Here is a 259-nt window from a genome sequence, read left to right on the forward strand (position 1 = left end):
GAAGTGCGTCACACCGCCGGCAACGGCCGGCAGCACACGGTCGACGTGCGCTTTCGCGGCGATCCCGACCATCCGTTCGACGAACCGGCGGCGGCGCTCGACGACGCCGCGCCCGACGAGGAGCCCGCGCCGAAGCTGTACACGCGGCGCGCCGACCTGCGCGGCCGCACGCCCGCGCAGCGCGAATACCTGAAGCAGATCCTGCAGCACGACGTGACGTTCGGCATCGGACCGGCCGGCACGGGCAAGACCTACCTCG

The 259-nt window shown here is 72.6% G+C and carries 1 protein-coding gene; it reads left to right on the top strand.

Annotated features, from left to right (window positions below):
- Positions 1-259: PhoH family protein (locus tag SB816_RS32935; protein ID WP_410548372.1), on the top strand; the 259-nt coding region annotated here is incomplete at both ends.

The organism is Achromobacter sp. SIMBA_011, assembly GCF_046535435.1.
Lineage (GTDB): Bacteria > Pseudomonadota > Gammaproteobacteria > Burkholderiales > Burkholderiaceae_B > Achromobacter > Achromobacter dolens.